The organism is Candidatus Alcyoniella australis (genome assembly GCA_030765605.1).
Lineage (GTDB): Bacteria > Lernaellota > Lernaellaia > JAVCCG01 > Alcyoniellaceae > Alcyoniella > Alcyoniella australis.
On sequence record JAVCCG010000157.1, the window covers coordinates 32,996 to 48,607 of the forward strand.

General features: G+C 64.7%; 11 protein-coding genes. 7 read left to right on the top strand and 4 right to left on the bottom strand.

Translation table 11 applies throughout. From position 1 onward, the window contains the following. Nucleotides 1-5 precede the first annotated feature (5 nt). Nucleotides 6-2,237 (bottom strand): hypothetical protein, encoded by a 2,232-nt coding sequence (locus P9M14_18665; protein ID MDP8257773.1) that lies wholly within the window; start codon nucleotides 2,235-2,237, stop codon nucleotides 6-8. Beyond that, on the bottom strand, nucleotides 2,234-4,537 hold the full coding sequence (locus tag P9M14_18670) for a hypothetical protein (protein MDP8257774.1): 2,304 nt from the start codon (nucleotides 4,535-4,537) through the stop codon (nucleotides 2,234-2,236). The genes P9M14_18665 and P9M14_18670 overlap by 4 nt, the downstream gene beginning before the upstream one ends. 225 nt (nucleotides 4,538-4,762) lie before the next feature. Here P9M14_18670 and galU point away from each other — a divergent pair, with 225 nt between their 5' ends. Genes galU through fmt form a run of 6 tightly spaced genes read left to right on the top strand, consistent with a single transcriptional unit; the run spans nucleotide 4,763 to nucleotide 12,627 of the window. Next, a complete protein-coding gene (gene galU / locus P9M14_18675) occupies nucleotides 4,763-5,641 on the top strand; it encodes a UTP--glucose-1-phosphate uridylyltransferase GalU (protein MDP8257775.1) in 879 nt (292 codons plus the stop codon). Further along, nucleotides 5,622-8,090, top strand: a complete 2,469-nt coding sequence (gene priA, locus P9M14_18680; protein MDP8257776.1) for a primosomal protein N' — start codon at nucleotides 5,622-5,624, stop codon at nucleotides 8,088-8,090. Before galU ends, priA begins: the two co-directional genes overlap by 20 nt. 29 nt (nucleotides 8,091-8,119) lie before the next feature. Then, the gene (locus P9M14_18685) at nucleotides 8,120-9,289 is read left to right on the top strand and encodes a diguanylate cyclase (GenBank protein ID MDP8257777.1); all 1,170 of its coding nucleotides are present in this window, start codon (nucleotides 8,120-8,122) and stop codon (nucleotides 9,287-9,289) included. Then, a complete protein-coding gene (locus P9M14_18690; GenBank protein MDP8257778.1) occupies nucleotides 9,264-11,141 on the top strand; it encodes an ATP-binding protein in 1,878 nt (625 codons plus the stop codon). Before P9M14_18685 ends, P9M14_18690 begins: the two co-directional genes overlap by 26 nt. A gap of 9 nt (nucleotides 11,142-11,150) precedes the next feature. After that, on the top strand, nucleotides 11,151-11,663 hold the full coding sequence (def, locus tag P9M14_18695) for a peptide deformylase (protein MDP8257779.1): 513 nt from the start codon (nucleotides 11,151-11,153) through the stop codon (nucleotides 11,661-11,663). Then, the gene (gene fmt / locus P9M14_18700; GenBank protein ID MDP8257780.1) at nucleotides 11,650-12,627 is read left to right on the top strand and encodes a methionyl-tRNA formyltransferase; all 978 of its coding nucleotides are present in this window, start codon (nucleotides 11,650-11,652) and stop codon (nucleotides 12,625-12,627) included. The genes def and fmt overlap by 14 nt, the downstream gene beginning before the upstream one ends. 31 nt (nucleotides 12,628-12,658) lie before the next feature. Here the strand turns inward: fmt and P9M14_18705 are convergent, their stop codons facing one another. Both P9M14_18705 and P9M14_18710 read right to left on the bottom strand, forming a co-directional pair. Next, nucleotides 12,659-13,657, bottom strand: a complete 999-nt coding sequence (locus P9M14_18705) for an NAD-dependent epimerase/dehydratase family protein (GenBank protein MDP8257781.1) — start codon at nucleotides 13,655-13,657, stop codon at nucleotides 12,659-12,661. A 52-nt stretch (nucleotides 13,658-13,709) separates the two neighbouring features. Then, nucleotides 13,710-14,639 (bottom strand): hypothetical protein, encoded by a 930-nt coding sequence (locus P9M14_18710; GenBank protein ID MDP8257782.1) that lies wholly within the window; start codon nucleotides 14,637-14,639, stop codon nucleotides 13,710-13,712. Nucleotides 14,640-14,755: 116 nt separating this feature from the next. Here P9M14_18710 and P9M14_18715 point away from each other — a divergent pair, with 116 nt between their 5' ends. Continuing rightward, nucleotides 14,756-15,592: a radical SAM protein gene (locus tag P9M14_18715; GenBank protein MDP8257783.1), complete on the top strand. Its 837-nt coding sequence runs from the start codon at nucleotides 14,756-14,758 to the stop codon at nucleotides 15,590-15,592. The last annotated feature ends 20 nt before the right edge of the window (nucleotides 15,593-15,612 follow it).

Below are 15,612 nucleotides of genomic sequence, written 5' to 3' on the forward strand. Positions count from 1 at the left end.
TCGGCTCAGGCGGAGGCTTTGCCGCGCTGCCGGCGCAACTTGAATACCGCGACAGCGATCCCGATTACGATTCCGAACACGACCCAGCCCCAGCCGATCTCGAGCCCCGCGGGCAGACCCAGCGCCAACGCCAGCCAGAGCGCGGACAGCGCGTTGTTGCGCATTGTGCCGTGCTCACGGTCCAGACGCCGCCGAGCGTGTCCGATGGCGCGCAGGGCCAGTTGCAGTCCGGCGACCATCGCCAGCAGCTTGAGCACCCAGGCGCCGAACGCTCCGGCATAGATCAGTTTGACCGTGGGAGCGTCCTGCATCACCAGCACCTTGATCCGGCGCAGCGGCTGCCCTGCCTGCGGTAGGCTGAACCGCGCGGGCAGACTGCCGCTGGAGGTCGTGACCTTGCGCGCCACCTCGCCGCTGAACTCCTCCTCGGCCACGCGCTGGCGGTTGTCCAACTCGGCCATCGACTGGCGATACATCAGCATCTCGGTCTGGTCCTGCGATGGTGCCGACACTTTCAACTCGTCCGACGCGGGCGCGGAGAGCATCTTGTTCCTCCCGACCCCGAACCGTGAGAGCAATCCCAGCGGGCCGTGCGATACGACCGGCTGCAACGGCGGGTCCATGCTGCCGCCCACGTGTAGATAGTCGAAGCGCTGCGGAAGGTAGGCGGTGATCGCCATCATTGAGATCGGCAGTTCCAGAACCGGCGTTAAAAGCTCCAGCGAGCCGATGGCGTCCATCTGATCGATGGGCGTGAAGTAGATCAGCTCGACCTCGAACGGTCGCAGCTCGCCCTCGCCGGGCTCGGACTTCTTCAGCGGCACGAGTAGTCGCGCCTCGTCTTGTTCAGTGCCCCTGGATGCGATGGAGGGCTTGACCGGATTGCCGTCGACAAACGCGCTCCAGAGCACCGATCCTTGAGGCAAGAGCACCTCGAGGAACTGTTTGCGGTTGTTGCGCACCCAGTATTGAGCGCGGGTCACGCTCTTGCCGTCATCGGTCACCTGGCAGACCAGGTTGGCGTTATCCACGGCCGCCTCGAGCACCGGCGCGCTTTCGTGACGCACTACGTTCAGGGAGATCTGCGGCGGCCGCACGTAGCGGTAGCCGAAGAGAATCGGATTCTGCGCGCGCGCCACAAGTTGCGGCGGCAGTTCCTTGGGATCGACCGGCAACGCTTCGCCGATCTCGCCCGGGGTGACCTCCACGCCGCCCTGAGCCTGGACCGCCAGCACGCCGCTCTCGCGCTCCACTGAGCGCGCGTGCACCAGCGGGGTGCGCACGTCGAAGTTCGAGCTTTCAGTGCTGCGCTCGAGCCGCAGCTTGAGCAGGTAGTCGCCCTCGACCTCGAACCCGACCTGCGCCTCGAGGATTGTCGCACCATCGACTTCGAGCACTTTCCAGCCTGCGATCCCCTCGCCCTCCACCGTCGCTACCTCAAAGCCCGCGGGAAGTTCGAGCGAGAAATTCGAAACCGGCGAGTGACGCACGTTGTAGTGAACCCAGGCGTCGGCGCGCACCAGGCCCTCGTCCAGAGTCAGCAGGGTCTGCACGTCGGCCACGACCTTGGGCGGCAGCTTCTGCTCGGGCTGGGCCAGTTCGCCCTCCAGCGGAACGGTGTAGCGCAGCACCAGCCGCCGCCCTTCGGGCAGCACCGCGAGGTACGTGCCGTCGGCCACGCGCGTGCCCACCGCACCCTCGATCGTCACGTCGGTCAGCCGCTGCGGCAAATCGATCTCGACCTCCGCACCGATGCGCGGCACCAGCGGCAGCAGCGCGTTGTTCGGACCGGGTCGTTGGGGAGCTGCCGCGCGCATCAGCAGGCTCAGCTGATGCGTGCCGCGACCGTAGAGCACCAGCGCCAGTCCGTCGGATTGACGCGCCAAGGGCGCGGGGCGTCCGTCAAGCCTAGCCTGGATCAACGGCGCGTTGGCCGGCAGCACCGGCACGCTGACCCACTCGTCGCTGAATACACTCAGCTCCAAATCGATCCGCGCCTCAAGCACCTCGCCGACCAATGCGCCGCGCACGCGCGCCACGCCCAAGCCCCAAGGCTGAGGCGGATCGGGCTGCTCAACCGGCGGTTTGGTCCGCAGCAGCTCGATGATTTTTGCAAACTCCTCCCAGGGGACGGTCACCTGGCTGTGCGGCAACGTGGGCACGCCCGAATCGGCCAGTGCCGGCGCGACGCACAACGCTAAGAGCGCCAACACAACCAACCACGCCCGGCCCCTCACGAGTCCTGCTCCTGATCGTCGGAGCTTTTCTCGGGAGTCGTTCGATACGGCGCTCCCGCGATCGGCGGCGGCGTTTGGATCGGTGGAACGGCTGGCGGCATTGGCACGGCCTGACGCACGGTCTTGGCCCGCTTGCGCAACTCAGCGCCCAGCCGCGTAACCAGTATGCTGACCAACAAGGTCAGCAGCGTAAGCACTACGATGCAGACCAGGTCGGCCATGATGAATCCGCGCAACACTACCTGGACCGAATAGATCAGCAGTGCGGCCAGCCAGGCTGAAACGCTCGGCCGTCGCTTGAGCGGCGGCATCAGGCCGCTGCGTCCGATCAGGGTAAAGCCGATGGACAGCAGCGCGAAGAACAGCGCCAACAGACCGATCAACCTGGCCCAGGACGCCAGTTTCCGGTTGACGAAGTTGAACTCGACCAGGCCCTGCTCGCCCTCGTCCATAATGCTGCGCGTAAATCCGAAGCGCTGGCCCTGCCAGGGAATCTGCACCTGCACCGGCAAAGCGCCCGTGCTCAGGCCGCCGCGCGACTCGATCAGGAAGTAATCGTCGTACACGTTGGACTGGCTAATCGACTTCATATCGAAGCCTCGACCGCTCTGGTCGGCGTTGATTCGCGACTTGTCCAGATCAACGTCCCAGGTCATGCCGCGCCGCGACTCCGAACCCAGGTTGCCCTCGAAACGCATGTAGCGCCTGCCCGGCGGCAGGTAGAGCTCGACGCTGATCTGGTTGACGTACAGGTCGGGCGCGGGCAGCAGCAGTTCGCGCGTGCCCAGCACTCCGAGCTTTGTAAGCTCCTGACGCCAGATCAGTTCGACGCTGAAGGTCTGGCCCTGATCCGTGGCGCCGTCCGAGCGGGGAATCGGGATCAGAATATCGCCCTTTGCGTCGACCGCGGGTTTGACCGGCCCGCCGTCGAGGTAGGTCGCCCACAGCTCGGCGTCTTGGGGCATGCTCAGTTTGAGGTACTGGCGGCGCTTGTTGCGGATCGTCAGCTTGAGCAGGCCCACCAGGTGCCCCTCTTCCACGAGCATGATCCGCGCTTCGGCGTTCTCCACCAGCGCGGTAAGCACCGCCTGGTCGCGGTGGCGCACGGTGGAGACCTCGGCCTTGCCGCCGCCGCGCAGATATTTGAAGCCCTCGAGCACCGGCGCGCCGTAGAGCATGCGCAGCCCGTCGGGCAGTTCGCTGGGGTCGATCGGCTGCATGCCCTCCACGTTGTCGACCATCACGCCGATGTTGGTGCGCGCGGTGACCGCCAGGTAACCGACCATCCGGCTGATCTCGAGCGCCTCGGGCGCGCCGAGCACGAGCTTATCGCCGGCGCCCGCGTCGCCCACTTGGCGTTCGCTGAGCACGGTCAGGCTGTAGCCGCCAACGACCTCGAATGTGGTGCGCACATCGACCAATGTTCCATCGTCGAGCTTTGAAACGTTCCAGTCGCGCACGCCCTCGCCGATCACGTCGATCACGCTCAGGCCCGCGGGCAGCTTGACCTTAAAGCTGCTCAGCGGACTGTGCAGAATTTCGTAGTTGACCTGCGTGCGGTAGCTCAACAGCCCCTCGCCCACTGCGGCCATGGTCTCCACCGTGGCCGAGACCCGCGCCTGGCGTTCGCCGTCGTCGGCCACCAGCCGCTGGAAGCGCACCGACACCGAGTTCGAGGGCGGCAACGCGGTCAGCGCCAGGCTGCGGCCATCGCGTCGCACCACGCGCGCAACTCCGCCGGGCTCTACGCGCACGGTGTAATCCGCTCCGGGCAGCTCGACCTCGAGCCGCGTGGCCGGGGTCGGCAAAATCGCGAAGCTGAAACCGCTGGGCCCGCCGGCGGTGCTCAGCGGCACGGAGAACCGCGCCAGAGCGCGGTGCGGTCCGGGGGAATCGATGATCAGGCTCAGCCGTCCGTCGCGCACGCTGAAGTTCCCCGGACGGCCGTCGAGCAATACGCTGTCCACTGCCAGCCCCGTGGGCAGCAGCGGCACCTCGGCCCAGCCCACTGGCTTGAGCACAACCAGCTCGAGCTCGGCCTCGATCAGCACGCTGTCGCCCGAGGCCGCGGCGCGGTAGATCGCGGAGGAAACCAGCGCGTCCAGCGGCGGATCGGGCAAGGGCGTCTGCTGTTTGAGCTGCAGCAGCCGGTCGAGGATCTGCTGGAAATCGGACCAGGGGATCATCAACGCGCTGTCGGGCAGCTTGGGCATGTCCGCGGATTGGGCGGCCCCGATCGGCGCGCCGAGCATGAGCATCATCAGTACCAGCGAGAGAACCGCGATCAGCCGATGCCGCATCTTCGCCCCCAATTGCATGGTTGAGTCTTTTACATACTAGACCATACAACGCGCATAAAGTTCCGCCCCCGGATCAAGCCTAAACATCGTTGTGGGACCTAAGCGCCGCACGGTTGTTATAATGCGTTGTTGAACGTTGATTATAACGGACCATTGGGACGCTGGTTCGATTTTGCATTCGATTTGTCGATCCGATAGCGTATGCCGGAAACAAGGAGGTCAGCGGTGAAGATTAAAAAGGCCGTCATCCCCTGCGCTGGTCAGGGAACGCGATTCCTGCCCGCAACCAAGGTCGTAGCCAAGGAGCTGCTGCCGGTTTACGCCAAGCCGATCATCCACTACATCGTGGAGGAGGCGGCGCTCTCGGGCATCGAACGCGTGATCTTCGTCACCAGCTCGGGCAAGGATTCGATCCTCGACTATTTCGACCACAACCTGTCGCTGCAATCGTTCCTCGAGCGCAAGGGCGACACCGAACGCCTGGCCCAGATGCGGCAACTCTCGGAGATGGTCGAGATCGTCAGCGTGCGGCAGAAGCACCAGCTGGGCCTGGGACACGCTATCTTGCAGGCCGCGGACCTGGTGGGCGACGAGCCGTTCGCCGTGCTGCTGGGCGATGACATGATCGACAGCAAGGTGCCGTGCATCAAGCAGATGATGCGTGTCTGGAACAAGTACCACAAGGCGGTGGTGGCGACCTTCCCCGTGCCGCACGATCAGGTCGATCGCTACGGGATCGTGGCCGGGCCGCGGATCGACAAGCGCGTGATCCAGGTCAAGCAGATGGTCGAAAAGCCCAAGCCCGAAGATGCGCCGGGCAACATGGCGATCATCGGCCACTACATTTTACCGCCGCAGATCTTCCGGCTGCTCAAGAGCCAGCGCGCGGGCGTGGGCGGCGAGATCCAGCTCACCGACGCGCTGGTTCGGCTCAACCGCAGCCAGGGCGTGCTGGCCTACGAGTTCGACGGCGACCGCTACGACGCCGGGGACGTCTTCGGCTTCATCCAGGCCAACATCATGCACGCGATGAAGGACCCGGCGATGCGGCCCAAGCTCGAAGAGCTGTTCAGGCGGATCATCAGTGACCAACCGACCGCGTGAGTCTTCCAAGGGACGGCTGGTAGAAGTCGCGATCCTCTCAAAGGTAGAGCGCACATTCACCTACATCGTCGGCGACGAGCTCGCCGATACCGAGCTCGACTACCGCCGGGTGCTGGTGCCCCTGGGACGTCGGCTGGTGACCGGAATGGTGATCGGCCCCGGCGTGCCCGTGGCCGAGGTGACGATGAAGGAGGTGCGCGACGTGCTCGACCCCGAGCCGCTGATCACCCCCGAGCTGCTCGAGCTGGCGCGTTTCGCCGCGAGCTACTACGTCGCGCCGCTGGGCGAGGTGCTGCGCACGATGCTGCCGCCGGGAGTCAACGTCGAGAGTTACCGCGCCCTGGAGCTCACCGAGCTGGGGCGTGCGGCGATGCACAATGCGCCGGACAAGCTCGAACGCGCGCTGCTCGCCTTGGCCTCGCGCGGGCCGCGCTCGGCCCAGAGCCTGATCAAAGCGGTACACGGTGCACGTCACCGCCACCTGTTGCAGATGCAGCGCCAGGGCTGGATCGAGCCCATCGAGCGGCTCAAGCCCAGCGTCAGGCCGCGTAGCGCGCGGGTGGTGACCCTCAGCGCCGAGGGTGCGGAACTCGACGTGGAGCAACTGGTCCACCGCGCGCCGCGTCAAGCCGCGGTGCTCGCCGCGCTGGCCGGCGGCGGCGGACGGATCTTCGCCGCGGAGCTGGCGCGGATCATCGGCCCCTGCGCCGCGAGCCTGCGTACGCTGCGCGACAAGGGGCTGATCGAGTTTCACAACGAAGACGCGCCGCGCGGCCCCGAGGCCTGCGCCGACCTGGCGGCGGACGAGCCCGCACAGCTCAGCGACGAGCAGCAAATGGCGCTGGACCAGCTCGAGCCGGCGTTGGAGAAACGCGAGTTTCGGCCCTGTCTGCTGCGCGGAGTGACCGGCTCGGGCAAGACCGAGATCTACGTGCGGTTGACGCAGCGTGCGCTGGAGCTGGGTCTATCGGCCTGCGTGATCGTACCCGAAATCTCGCTGACCCCGCAGCTGGTCAGCCGCTTCGCCTGCCGCATCGAGGGCCAAATCGCGGTGCTGCACTCGGGATTGACGCCATCGGAACGGCTGGCTTCCTGGCGCTCGATCCTCTCGGGCAAGGTGCGGCTGGTGATCGGCGCGCGTTCCGCGCTGTTCGCGCCGCTGCGCGACCTGGGGCTGGTGGTGGTCGACGAGGAACACGAGACCTCGTTCAAGCAGGAGGACGGCGTGGCCTACAACGCCCGCGACCTGGCGCTGGTCGCGGCGAGGCAGGCCGGGGCGCTGGCGGTGCTCGGATCAGCCACGCCGAGCCTGGAGAGCTTGTACAACGTGCAGCGCGGCAAACTCGAGCCGTTCGTGCTCAGCAAACGCATCGACGATCGGCCGTTGCCCGAGATTCGGGTGATCGACATGCAGGGGCGGCCGCCCGATCCTCAAGGCGCGGCTCCGGCGCTGAGTGACGAGCTGATCGCCGGATTGGAAAACACTCTGCGAGCCGGGCGCCAGTCGATCCTGTTCATCAACCGTCGCGGGTCGGCCGGGTTCGTGCTTTGCGCCCAGTGCGGCCACGTGCCGAGCTGCCGCAACTGCTCGATCAGCCTGGTGCTGCATCGCAGCACCTCGCGACTGCACTGCCACTATTGCGACCAGGTTCAGGACGCGCCGACCAAGTGCCCGCAATGCGGCGGCACGCAGTTCGTATTCGGCCCGCCGGGCACCCAGTCGGTGCAGCAGCAGGTCGAGGAGCTGTTCCCAAAAGCCCGCGTGTTGCGCCTGGACCGCGACACGACCCGCGGCCGCGCCGGGTACGAACGCGCGCTGGGCTCATTTGCCCGCGGCGAGCACGACGTGATGATCGGCACACAGATGGTGGCCAAGGGGCATGATTTCCCCAACGTCACGCTGGTCGGCGTGCTGCTGGCCGACCAGTCGCTGGCCCTGCCCGACTTTCGCGCGGCCGAGCGCACCTATTCGCAGTTGGTGCAGGTCTCGGGCCGCGCCGGACGCGGCGACGACGCGGGCCTGGTGCTGTGGCAGACCTACGCGCCGGAACACTACGCGATCAAGGCCGCGGCGGCCCACGACCTCATCGGCTTGCTCGATTGCGAGCTTCAGATGCGCCGCGAGGCGGACTATCCGCCGTTTGGCAGGCTGGCGTTGGTCAGGCTCTCGGCCACCAGCCCGATCAAGGCCGCGGACTATGCCAACGCCCTGGCCGAGATCGCGCGGGTGCTGGCCAGGCGCAGCGCGGGCTGGATCGACGTGCTGGGTCCGGCCCCGGCGCTGGTGAGCAAAGTCCGCGGGCGCTATCGCTGGCAGGTGCTGCTGCGCGGCCGGGGAACCAAGGCGCTTTCGCCGTTCGTCTCTCAGCTCTTGCGACGGGCGGCCAAATCGATCAAAATCAGTGGCGTACGTATTCAACCCGACGTTGACCCGATTTCTATGTTCTGATAATTGTTTGACTTAGCGGATAGGTATTAATGTCGGAAAAAAGACACACAATTCTGATCGTTGACGATGAGCAGGAGAACCTCGATCTGCTCGAGGCTACGTTGCGCCGCGACAACAAGATCTTGAAGGCGCGCAATGCCGAGGAAGCGCTGCTGCACCTGGACAGCGATGAGATCCACATGATCATCACCGACCAGCGCATGCCCGGCATGCAGGGCACCGAGCTGCTCGCGCGCACCACCGAGGCCTACCCGGACATGATCCGCATGTTGATAACCGGCTACGACGACGCACGCACGGCCATCGATGCGATCAACCAGGGCCGCGTGCATCGCTACGCGTCCAAGCCCTGGGACCCGCGCGAAATTAAAAAGGTGGTCGAGCTTGAGCTGGAGCGCTACGACCTGAAGATGCGCAACATCATGCTCACCGACGACCTGCTGCGCATCAACAAGGAGCTGGTCGAAAAGAACGATGAGATCGAGGCCCAGCGCGCCAAGCTCGAGAAGATGGCCGAGGAGTTCCGCCGCCAAAAAGACATCGCGGTCGAGATGAGCGAGAAGTTCGCCCAGGCCAACCTCGAGCTGCTGCGCGCCCAAGAGGAGATCCGCCAGAAAAACCTCAAGCTCGAGGCCGCCAACAAGAAGCTTCAACACCTCTCGATCACCGACGGACTGACCGGCTTTTACAATCATCGCCACATGCAGACGCTGCTCGAGGCCGAGATCGGCCGCGCCAAACGCTACGACCTGAAGATGTCGCTGCTGATGCTCGACCTGGACAAGTTCAAGGACATCAACGACAACTACGGCCACCTGTTCGGCGACGCGGTGCTCAAGCGCGTGGCCGACATCATCCGCAGCAACATCCGCGAGACCGACCTGCCCAGCCGTTACGGCGGCGACGAGTTCCTGATGATCCTGCCGCACACCGGGCTCAAGCGCGCGCAACAGATGGCCCAACGGATCCACGCCGATATTCGCGGCTACAGCTTCGTCTCCTCCAAGGGTTCGGCCAACGTTACGGTCAGCGTCGGGATTTCGGGCTACCCTAATCCCGAGGTCTGGACCAAGGACGACCTGATCCGCATGGCCGACTCGGCGATGTACGAGGCCAAGAACAGCGGACGGGACCGGATCACATCCTTCGGCGACGAGGATCTTGACGAGAGCGATGAACAAACAGTCGAGCCGACCTGACACGCCCCAACGGCGGCTGTTGAAAATCGCGCTGATCGTCGGCTCGATCGCGCCGATCGCGCTGGCGGCCGTGTTCTCGGCGGTCTCCTGGATCCAGGGATCGTCCCAGTCCACCCGGCCGTTGTTCGTGACGGTGATCGTCGCCGCGGCGCTGTCGCTGACCTGCCTGCTGTTCTACATGCGGCTCAGCCGCGAGGCGATCTGGATCCGCTGGCGCGAGCACAACGTTCGCCGCGCCCTGGCGCTGAGCGTCACCCTCGGAATCACGCCGCTGGTGATCTTGGCGATCATCGTGCCGCTGCTGGTTCCGCCGGGATCGGATTCCGATACCTACTGGCGCCTGCTGATGCCGCTGACCCTGCTCTCGGGATTGATCTTCCTACTCTCCTACGTGCTGGTGCGCCGTCTGTGGACGCCGATCGAGCGCACGATCGGGATGCTCGACGGCGTGATCAACGGCGAGCAGTCGCCGCCGCAGGTAAACGCACTGGGGCCTTGGAACGATATCGAAGAGCGGATCAGGTCGCTGGCCGAGCTGTTGACCCAGAAGCGCTCGGACCTCGAGTCCAAGCTGCGCAACAAGCTGCAGGGCGAGCTGGTGGCCGAACAGCGGCGCACCGAGGCGTTCCTGCGTTCGATCGGCGACGGGATCACGATCGTCGACCGCGACATGCGGATCATCTACGTCAACGACGCGATCCGCGACGTGTTCGGCGACCACCGCGGGCACCGCTGTCACGAGGTCTATGAGCACCGCGCCGAGCCCTGCCCCGGCTGCCCGGTGCTGGCCTCGTTCGAGACCGGCGAGGTGCCGCGCTCGCTACGCCGGGTCTACGACAAACACGGACGCCTGCAGTACTACGAGAACACCGGCAGCCCGATCGTCGACGAGACCGGCGAGATCATCGCCGGCATTGAGCTGGCGCGCGACGTGACGCAGCGCATCAAACTCCAGCGTTCGGTCGAGGCGCACAGCCGCGAGCTGGCCGTGGCCAACGAGGAGCTGCGCCAGACCAACGAACAGCTGCAAAGCGCCTACGAGGAGCTCAAGCGCACCCAGAGCCAGCTCTACCAGACCGAGAAGATGGCCTCGCTGGGCATTCTTGTGGCCGGCATCGCCCACGAGATCAACAACCCGCTGAACTTCATCTACGGCTCGATGCAGTTGATGGACGAGAACGTCCAGGCCCTGGTGCGGATCATCAACGAGCTGGAAAAGATCCCGATGGCCGATCAGGACCACGAGCGTATCGAGCAGATCAAGGAAGAGGTCAACTTCGAGTATGTGTACGAGGATCTGACCAAGATCGTCAAGAATGTCACCCGCGGCGCCGAGCGGATGAAGACCATCGTCCAGGACCTGCGCACCTTCTCGCGGGTGGACAAGATGGAGATGGGCACCGTCGACATCCACGAGGGAGTCGAGAGCACGCTGAACCTGCTGTTCCACGAGTACAAGAACAAGGTCGAGATCGTCCGCGAGTTCGGCGAGCTGCCCACGGTGATCGGCAACGCGGGCAAGCTCAACCAGGTGTTCATGAACGTGCTGCACAATGCGATCCAGTCGATCGACAGTCCGGGCACGATCACGATCAAAACCCACGCCCAGGACGACCACGTAATCGTCGAAATCTCCGACAGCGGACGCGGGATCGACGAGGAAAAACTCAAACAGATCTTCGACCCGTTCTTCACCACCAAGAAGGTCGGCGACGGCACGGGCCTGGGGCTGTCGATCTCGGACAGCATCATCCGCGACCATCGCGGCCGGATCTCGGCCACCAGCGTGGTCGGCACCGGCACCACGATGCGCATCGAGCTGCCGTTGGACCCCCAGAGCAAGGCGGCCTAGGATTTTACAATGGCGCTACGCGAGGTAATCACCCATCCCGACCCAAGGTTGAGCAGGCCCAGCGATCCGCTCCCCGAGGTCAACGACGAGGTGCGCAAACTATTGCGCGACCTAGCCGAGACGATGTACGCCGCGCCCGGTGTGGGCCTGGCCGCCCCCCAGCTCGGGGTCAACCTGCGCGCGGTGGTGATCGACATCGGACCGGTCGATCAGGGAGGATCGGGCCTGATTCAGATCGTCAACCCGGTGATCGAAAGCTCCGAGGGGAGCATCTCCTGGGATGAGGGCTGCCTGTCGGTGCCGGGGATGAACGAGGAGGTCCAGCGCGCCGTGCACGTGGTGGTCAGCGGGCTGGACATCAACGGCGAACCGCTACGCTACGACGTCGAGGACTTTCTGGCCGTGGCCTTCCAGCACGAGATCGACCACCTCGACGGCCTGCTGTTCTTCGAGCGGCTCAGCCCGCTCAAACGCAAGCTGCTGCTCAAGGAGTACCGCAAGCAACAGCTTGAAAACGAATAGACCCGCCTTGCCTGGCATGCAAACTCAACCCTGGAAAATAGTCTTTTTCGGCACCGACGCGGTCTCACGGGTGGTGCTCGATGCCCTGTTTGAGGGGCCGGATCGCGTGGTGGCCTGCGTCAGCCAGCCCGACCGGCCGGCCGGACGCGGCCGCAATCTTCATCCGACCCAGGTTAAAATCGTGGCCCAGACCAAGGGCCTGCCCCTGCGTCAGCCCGAACGGATGCGCGACCCGGAGCTGGTTCAGTGGCTGCAGTCGTTCAACGCCGAGCTGTTCGTGGTGGCCGCCTTCGGCCGGATTCTCAAACCCGAGCTGCTGCAGATTCCGCTTCACGGTTGTCTCAACGTGCACACCAGCCTGCTGCCCAAGTATCGCGGCGCCGCGCCGATCCAGTGGGCCGTGGCCAACGGCGAGCAGGTCAGCGGCGCGACGATCATGCTGATGGACCAGGGGATGGATACCGGACCGCTGCTGCTGCAGCGCGAGCTTGCCATCGGGCCGCACGAGACTGCCCAGCAGCTCACCGTGCGCCTGGCGGCCCTGGGCGCCGCGCTGCTGCCCGAGGCGATCAAAGGGCTCAAGGCCGGGACCCTCGAGCCCGTGCCCCAGGAAGAATCCCTATCGAGCGCTGCGCCGATTTTGCGCAAGTCCGACGGTCTGATCGACTGGTCGCTGAACGCCGCGCTGATCGCCTCGCGCCTGCGCGGATTCACGCCCTGGCCCGGCTGCTACACATATCTCGACGGCAAGCTGCTCAAAGTGATCGAGGCCTGCGCCGAGTCCGACTGCGATCCGGCCCAGCCCGGGACGGTTCTTAAAAGCGAGGCCTCAGGATTGCTGGTGGCCTGCGGCCGCGGCTGCCTGCGCATCACTCGCCTGCAGCTCGAGGGGCGCAAGCCGTTGGAGTGCTGCACGTTCCTCAGCGGCTGCCACGTCGATCCGGGAACCGAACTAGGCGACTGAATAGGAAGCCGCCGCGAGTTGAATTTCGCGGTTAGCCTGTCGGGTAGTGCTCGCGATACCAGTCGATGGTGCGCTGCAACCCTTGGGCAAAGCCCACGGTCGGGTCGTAGCCGAACACCTGTTTGGCGTGCGCATTGGACCAATGCAAATCGCACGAGGCGACCTTAATGCGGTAGAGGGTCAGCGGCGGCCCGGCCTTGGAGCGCACCAAGTGCGCGCCCAGGTGCATCGCCCCGGCCAGCGGCACCAGCAGCGGATAGGGCAAACTCAGCTTGGATTGCTTGAAGTCCAACGCATCGCAGATCGCCGTTGCGTACTCGCGCCAGCTAATCGCGCCGTCGTCGGCCAGCACGAACGTTCCACCGGCCGCCTCCTCGCTCTTGGCCGCGCGCACCATTCCCGCGGTCAGGTTCTCCACGTAGGAGTAGCAGAAGCGTCCGCGGCCGCCGTTGACAAAACCGAACTGCCCCTTGCGCAAGGCGTCGACCATCGGCACGAAGGCCATGCGATCCCACGGCCCGAAGATCACCATCCCCGGCCGGACGATGGTGGTCTGGATCAGCCCGCGATCCTGGTAGTCGCGCACAATGCGCTCGGCCGCGATCTTGCTCGTGGCGTAGGGCGGATAGGTCGCGTCGCACGGCGCGTTCTCGTCGGCCTCGAAGTAGGGTCGGTACTTGTGCACGGCCAGGGAGCTCATCTGCACGAAGCGCTCGACCCCGGCGTCGATCGCCGCCTGCAGCACGTTGCGCGTGCCGTCGCGGTTAACGGCGAAGAACAGCTTGGCCGGGCCCCAGTCGCGGGGGATCGCCGCCAAGTGGAACACCGCGTCCACACCCTTGAACGCCGCGCCGAAGCTCTGCGGGTCGGTGATGTCCGCGCCGTAGAATTCGTGTTCCACGCCCTGAAGCGCGTCGTGCGGCGTTGTGGGCAGATCGAGCACGCGCACCTGCCATCCGCCGCGCACCAGAGTGCGCACCAGTTGTGAGCCGATGAAGCCCCTGCCGCCGGTTACTAAAGCCTGTGGCATCGTTCCCTCTCCGTTGTAAATCGAGCAACTATCCCGGGACTTCGCGGAATGCTCAGCCCACGGGCTCGGGCAGCGGCTGCTCCGTGGCGATTACAGTCTGTTCCACCTCAAGGTGTTCGATGTTGCGCAGCTCCATGAACGCCAAAGTGTAAAAGCTCGACGAATAGGTTTTAAACCCGGCGATCAAGGGGAAGAGCAACACCATTCCGGGCAGCATCACCAGGAACGACAGGTAGCTCTGGGTGCCGACCATCAGGGCGATCGCGCCGATCATGAACGGGCAGAGCACGATCATCGAGGCCACGGCGAATCCCATGCCGAAGCCGATCATAATTAAGATGTTGAGCACCGTGGGGCCGGGCTTGCGTTTGGTCAGCCCCCAACCGGCCTTGAGTCCCGGGATCACCTGCATGTCCTCAAGCACGATGAAACGCAGACCCCAGGCCATGATCGGCATCAGCAGAACCATTGTCGCCATGAACGCAAACATAACCATCAGCCCGATCAGCGCGCCGATTACGATCCCCAGCACCTCGTTGATTGTGAAGTAGAGGGCCGCGCCGATTCCGACGCACAGTCCGATCAGCAGCATGAAACACAGCACCAGCGCCAGCACCAGCAGCCACAGCCGGAAGATGCGGCCGAAGTACGTCTTGCCCGCCTGCCAGGTCTCGCCGAAGCTGCTGCTGTTGCCCGCGGCAATGTGCCGCACGCGGTCGACCAGCCCGCCGGTGCAGACCCAGCTGAGAATTAGCGCGGTAATGGCGAAGAGCAGCACCAGCGCGCCCACGCCGATCATTAACGCGATCTCAAACTCGTTGAGCGAGCCCATGCTCGATTGATCCATCGGCATGTTGAAGCCGCCGTTGCAGCCGCCCGAACCGCCGTAGGAGAAGAAGCCGAAAAACCAGAGATACTTGTGCTTCCAGGTAATCTCCCAGGCGCGCTTGATCACTCGTTTGTACGGAAACGGTACACTCATCTGCGGCCTCCGCTGTTTGTCGACTACTGCTCGCATCATATGAAACCGCTTTATTGATGGTCAAGGACGCCGAGGATTACTGCCGACGGTCGGCGTGGGGTATACAATCTGCGGCCATGGAATTCAATCGCACCCTGCGCGAGGTCGAGGCCCAGATCGAAACGCTGCGCGCCAAAGTACCGATGCTGCGCACCCACGGTACGAATCAGGCGTACAGCAGCGGGCCGCTGGTCCCCAGCTGCCGGATCTGCATCAGGCAAGCCTACATGTCGTTCCGGCTGGGCATGCGCTGCAACGCGAGCTGCGACTTCTGCTTTCTCCAAACCCTTAAAGCGAACGCGCCCGACGACGGGGTCGAGTTGCGTCAGACCCAGTGGCAAGAGTTCGAGCGCCACCTGGACCGGATCGAGGGCGTGGCGTTCACCGGCGGCGAGCCGCTGCTGTATATCGACGCCCTTGAACTGCTGATCCCGCGCATGCGCAAACTCAAGCCCGGGCTCTACGTCTGGGTCTACACCAACGGGCTGCTGGCCGACGACCGCACGTTGGACCGTCTGGCCAAGATGCGCATCGACGAGCTGCGCTTCAACGTGGCGGCCTCCGACTACGACCCGGTGGTGATCGACCAGGTGGGCCAGGCCCGCAGGCGCTTCAAGCGCGTGGTGGTCGAGGTGCCCTCCTACCCGCAGCAACGCGAGCCGCTGCTCGCGGCGTTGGCCGACTTCGAGCGGGTGGGCATTGACCAGCTGAACCTGCAGGAGTTGTGGGTGACCGACGCCAACGTGGCGCGCCTCAAGGGCGAGGGCTACCAATCCGGATTGCTGTTCGCCAAAAAGTTTTTTCTATATGGCAGTCGAGCGCTGACCTACGAGGCAATGCTGCTCTGCACCCAGCGTCACTACTCCTACAGTGTCAACGACTGCTCGGCCGCGCGCTTCGGCCCGGCGAAGTAAAGATCGGCACCTTTGAGGCT